At 72.0% G+C, this 5,194-nt stretch carries 4 protein-coding genes and 1 pseudogene; all 5 read left to right on the plus strand.

All coding sequences use genetic code 11. From position 1 onward, the window contains the following. Positions 1 to 135 precede the first annotated feature (135 nt). On the plus strand, positions 136 to 1,623 hold the full coding sequence (locus GRC12_RS41730) for a serine/threonine-protein kinase (protein ID WP_280117596.1): 1,488 nt from the start codon (positions 136 to 138) through the stop codon (positions 1,621 to 1,623). Positions 1,624 to 1,761: 138 nt separating this feature from the next. Then, entirely contained in the window at positions 1,762 to 2,589 is an 828-nt protein-coding gene (locus GRC12_RS41735) for a glycoside hydrolase domain-containing protein (protein WP_208785666.1), read from the plus strand. Positions 2,590 to 2,755: 166 nt separating this feature from the next. Continuing rightward, entirely contained in the window at positions 2,756 to 3,397 is a 642-nt protein-coding gene (locus GRC12_RS41740) for a SurA N-terminal domain-containing protein (RefSeq protein ID WP_208785667.1), read from the plus strand. A 137-nt stretch (positions 3,398 to 3,534) separates the two neighbouring features. Further along, the gene (locus tag GRC12_RS41745; RefSeq protein ID WP_208785668.1) at positions 3,535 to 4,524 is read left to right on the plus strand and encodes a nucleoside triphosphate pyrophosphohydrolase; all 990 of its coding nucleotides are present in this window, start codon (positions 3,535 to 3,537) and stop codon (positions 4,522 to 4,524) included. Positions 4,525 to 4,629: 105 nt separating this feature from the next. Next, a pseudogene (locus GRC12_RS41750) lies at positions 4,630 to 5,194 on the plus strand (cytochrome P450); the annotation flags it as partial.

Raw genomic sequence — 5,194 nt, forward strand, 5'->3', positions numbered from 1 at the left:
GACAGCGCCCGCCCGGATCGACCAGGTCCGTGCCGAACTGGACGAGCTCAGCGACTACCTGCGCAAGCACCCCGGCAATCCTGAGGGCGGAAGGTGAGCGTGGCGGCGGGACGCGTCGTCGCCGGCCGTTACGAACTGTCCACGCTCATCGGCCAGGGCGGCATGGGCCAGGTCTGGACGGCGTACGACCAGCGGCTCGACCGGCGCGTGGCGGTCAAGCTGCTGCGCCCCGACAAGGTGGCCGGGCAGGAGGCGGACGAGCTGCGCCGGCGGTTCGTGCGCGAGTGCCGGGTGACCGCGCAGGTCGACCACCCCGGGCTCGTCACCGTGCACGACGCGGGCAGCGAGGGCGAGGAGCTGTTCCTCGTCATGCAGTACGTCGACGGCGCGGACCTCTCCGACCATCTCGCCGAGCACGACCCGTACCCGTGGCAGTGGGCGGTCGCCGTCGCCGCGCAACTGTGCGCCGTGCTGAGCGCCGTGCACGCCGTGCCGATCGTCCACCGCGACCTCAAGCCGCGGAACGTGATGGTCAAGCAGGACGGCACCGTCACCGTCCTCGACCTCGGCGTGGCCTCCGTCATGGACGCCGACACCACCCGCCTCACCCACACCGGCACGCCCATCGGCTCGCCCGCCTACATGGCGCCCGAGCAGGCGATGGGCGGCGCGGTCGGCCCGTACACCGACCTGTACGCGCTCGGTGTGCTGCTGCACGAACTGCTCAGCGGCGACGTCCCGTTCGCCGGCTCCACGGCGCTCGGCGTGCTGCACCGGCATCTGTACGAGCCCCCGGTGCCCGTGCGCCGTCTGCGCGCCGAAGTTCCGGAGGCGCTGGAAGCGCTCGTCCTGCGCCTGCTCGCCAAGGACCCGCAGCATCGCCCGGCGTCCGCGCAGGAGGTGTACGAGCACCTGGCGCTGCTCCTGCCCGCGCGCGGGATGCCCACAGGGGCGCCGCTGGATCCCACGCGCCCCTTCCTGCGCCCGCACGCCCCCTGGCCGGACCGCGCGCGCACGCCCGCGCCCCAGCCGGCCCCGGTCGCGCCCGTCCCGGAGAAACCCGACGTCGCGCGCGCCGTCGACGAGGTCAAGCGGCTGCTGGGAGAGGGCCGCATCACCCAGGCCGTCGACATCCTCGGCGCGATCCTGCCCGCCGCCGCCGAACAGCACGGCGAGCACTCCCCGGTGGTCCGCACCCTGCGCAAGCAGTACGCGGCCACGCTCATGGACGACGGCCAGTACCGGCGCGCGCTGCCCGAACTGCGCCGGCTCGCCGACGAACGCGCCGCCGAGGCCGGCCAGGCCGACCCGCAGTCCCTGCGCTACCGCTACGAGGCCGCCCAGTGCCTGGAGTCCCTCGGCGAACCGGCGGCGGCGCTCGCGGAATACCGCGCGCTGCTGCCGTACTACGAGAACCAGTACGTGTCGGCGGGCGACCCCGAGCTCTCCCATGACGTGCGCCGGCGTATCGGCCACCTCCTGCTCGCCCTCGGTGACCGCGCAGCCGCGCACGACACGCTCGCGCGCCTGCTCATGGACGTGGAGCGGCTCCGCGGCCCCGCGCACCCCCTCGCGGCTGAGATCCGCCGCACCCTGCAGTGGCTGGGACAGGTGCGCGGCTGAGGGGGCGGATGATTTTGCTGTTCCATGAGGGAATCCTGTAAACCTGCGGGGCTTACGTTTCCCGAACGCATGAGCGGTGCCGGATAGGTTCGGTTCGTTTTTCGCCAACGGCAACGCACAACCAGGGGTGGGGTAGTCATGGCCGGCCATCGGCAGTCCAAGAAGCGCAGGTACATCACGTGGGCCGTCGCGGGCACCGCCGTCGTGGCCGGGGCCGGGATCGCCGCGCAGACCTCCATGGCCGCCACCACCTGGCCCGCGCAGCGGACGTACACCGGGCGCGCCTTCGACACCTGTGCCGCTCCGTCGCTCGCCGCGATGAAGGCATGGAAGGGCGGCCTCTACGGCGCCGCCGCGGTCTACGTCGGCGGCAAGAACCGCGGCTGCTCCCAGCCCAACCTGACCGCTTCCTGGGTCAAGTCCGTCAGCGGTGTCGGCTGGAAGCTCATCCCGATCTACGTCGGTGCCCAGCCGCCGTGCCAGTCCGGCTCCAACCCCGAGAAGCTCACCGCCGCCACGGCCGCCTCCCTCGGCAAGACCGACGCCGACGACGCCGTGGCGAAGGCCTCCGCGCTCGGCATGAAGGCCGGCAGCCCGATCTACCTGGACATGGAGGCGTACGACATCACGAACACGTCGTGCAACAACGCCGTGCTCACCTATGTCCGCGCCTTCGACAAGGAACTGCGCGCCAAGGTCTACCGCGCGGGCTACTACGGCTTCACCAGCTCCAGCGCGAAGGCGATCGCCAACGCCACCGACAGGACCGACCTGCCGGGCAACCTCTGGTACGCGCTGTGGGACAAGCAGAACACCACGACGACGGACTGGCCGTTCGGCAAGACCCAGTACACCGACCACAGCCGCGGTCACCAGTACCTGGTCAACAGCAAGGAGACGCGCAACGGCTACACGCTCACCGTGGACCGTGACGCGTGGGACGCCCCGGTGGCCATCACGGGCTGAGCCGGTCGGGCCGCGCCGGGCACGTGCGGGCGCGGCGGTGCCCGAAGCCGCGGTGAATCGTTGGTCGAATGGGTCGGTCGAGGGGTTGGCCCCAGCCGTCCCACTGCCTACCATCGATCACCGCAAGACTTTGTGCACCGTCGCACAATCTCCTCGGGAGGCTTCCTTGCACCGCCGCCGTCGCACCGCGCTCCTGCTCACCGCCGCGATCGCCGCCGCGGCCCCTCTCCTCACCGCCTGCGGAAGCGACGCGCATCCCGGCGCGGCGGCCGTCGTGGGCGGTCAGCGGATCACCGTGTCGCAGCTCGAGAACCGGGTGAACGAGGTACGCGAGGCGCAGCGTGCGGCCGTGGCGGACGAGGCGCAGTACAAGCAGGCCGTCGCGCAGACCGGCAGCCTCACCCGCGACACCCTGCACGGCATGGTCCTCGACCAGGTGGTACGGCGCGCCGCCCAGGACGCGGGCGTGAGCGTCACCCCCAAGGACGTCCAGCAGATGCGGGCCGGCCTGGAACAGCAGGTCGGCGGCTCCAAGGCGCTCGAGACGGCCTGGCTGCAGCAGTACGGGGTGGCCCCCGAGCGCCTCGACGACAACCTGCGCCTCCAGCTCGAGGCCCAGAAACTCGCCCAGAGCCTCGGCACCGACACCAGCAAGCCGGCCTTCTGGGACGCCCTGTCCAAGGCGTCCAAGGAACTCCACGTCGACCTCAACCCGCGCTACGGCACCTGGGACGTCAAGAAGAGCAGCCGCGTGGACGCGAAGACGCCGTGGGTCCGCGAGGTCACGGCGACCCAGCAGTCGGCATAGCCGAAGCCGGAGGAACGGTACGGCGGCGCCGCCGACCTGTGGACCACCAGGCTCCGCGCCGCCCACCTGTGGACAGCCTGCCTCCCGCCCTGTGGACAACGCGTGGTGGTGTCGGTGACGTGGGTTAGCTTCGAACCGTGAACGCAACCAGCCGTCCCGAAGACGCCGCCGTCGCCCCCGGCCGCATCGTCCTGCTCACCACCAGCCACCGGGTGGCTCCCGGCCTGCTGTCCTGGCCCGCGTGGCAGGCCCTGCACGCGGCCGACCGTGTGCTGTGCGCGGACGGCGCGCATCCGCAGCTGCCGTATCTGCGGGAGGCCGGTATAGCCGTCGACGAGGGGGCCCCGACGGCCGAGGAACTGGTGGCCGCCTGCTCCGGTGGCCGCACGGTCGTGGTCGTCGCCACGGGCGAGGGCGAGCCGGCCCTCACGGACGGCCTCGCGCGGCTCGCCGGTTCGGGCCGCGTGAGCATGCCCGACCTGGAGCTCCTCCCCGCCTCCTACGACCTGCCCGGTGCCCGCCTTCTCGACCTCGTCCAGGTCATGGACCGGATCCGTCTCGAATGCCCCTGGTCCTCCCAGCAGACCCACAAGGGCCTGGCGAAGTACGGCATCGAGGAGGCCTACGAACTCGTCGAGGCGATCGAGGACGGCGACCGCGACGAGCTGCGCGAGGAACTGGGCGACGTCCTGCTGCAGGTCGTCTTCCACTCCCGCATCGCCGAGGAGGACCCGGAGGCACCCTTCTCCATCGACGACGTGGCCGGCGGCATCGTCGCCAAGCTCATCCACCGCCACCCGCACGTCTTCGGCGACGAGACGGCGACGACCCCGGAGGAGGTCAAGGAGCACTGGCTGCGCACCAAGGCGATCGAGAAGCGGCGGGAGTCGGTGACGGACGGGATACCCCTGGGCCAGCCGGGTCTCGCCCTCGCGTCGAAGCTGGCGTCCCGCGTGCGGACGGCGGGACTGGACGTGCCGCTGCCGACGGGTGAGGGCATCGGCTACGAGCTGCTCGCGCTGGCGGCGCGGGCGGAGGCGCAGGGAGTGGACCCGGAAGCGGCGCTGCGGGTCGCGGCGCGGACGTATCGCGACGCGGTGCGCGCGGCTGAGGGGCTGTCCTCCTAGGGCCTGCCGCGAACATCCCGCCTGCCACAGGCCCCGGCACCGCGGTCCGCCGTCGTCCCGGTACCGAGGTCTGGACGGGTGCGCGAGGCCGGATACCGTCGAGGAGTGACCAGCCATCCCGCTCCCGACAGCACCGTCCCGGAACTCTTCAGCTGGGAGTTCGCCACCGACCCCTACCCCGCCTACGCGTGGCTGCGCGAGCACGCCCCCGTCCACCGGACCACGCTGCCCAGCGGAGTCGAGGCCTGGCTGGTCACCCGGTACGCCGACGCCAAGCAGACGCTCGCCGACAGCCGGCTCTCCAAGAACCCCGCGCACCACGACGAACCCGCCCACGCCAGGGGCAGGACGGGGATCCCGGGGGAGCGCAAGGCGGAGCTGATGACGCATCTGCTCAACATCGACCCGCCGGACCACACCCGGCTGCGCCGGCTCGTCAGCAAGGCCTTCACCCCGCGCCGGGTCGCCGAGTTCGCCCCGCGGGTGCAGGAGTTGACGGACCGTCTCATCGACGGGTTCGCGGGGAAGGGGGAAGCGGACCTCATCCACGAGTTCGCCTTCCCGCTCCCCATCTACGCGATCTGCGACCTCCTCGGCGTCCCGCGCGAGGACCAGGACGACTTCCGGGACTGGGCGGGCATGATGATCCGGCACGGGGGCGGACCGAGGG

The organism is Streptomyces griseorubiginosus, assembly GCF_017614965.1.
GTDB classification, from domain to species: Bacteria; Actinomycetota; Actinomycetes; order Streptomycetales; family Streptomycetaceae; genus Streptomyces; species Streptomyces griseorubiginosus_B.

Coding starts and splice junctions, on each gene's coding strand:
- GRC12_RS41735 (WP_208785666.1), top strand. CDS start 1,762: ATGGCCGGCCATCGGCAGTCCAAGAAGCGCAGGTACATCACGTGGGCC.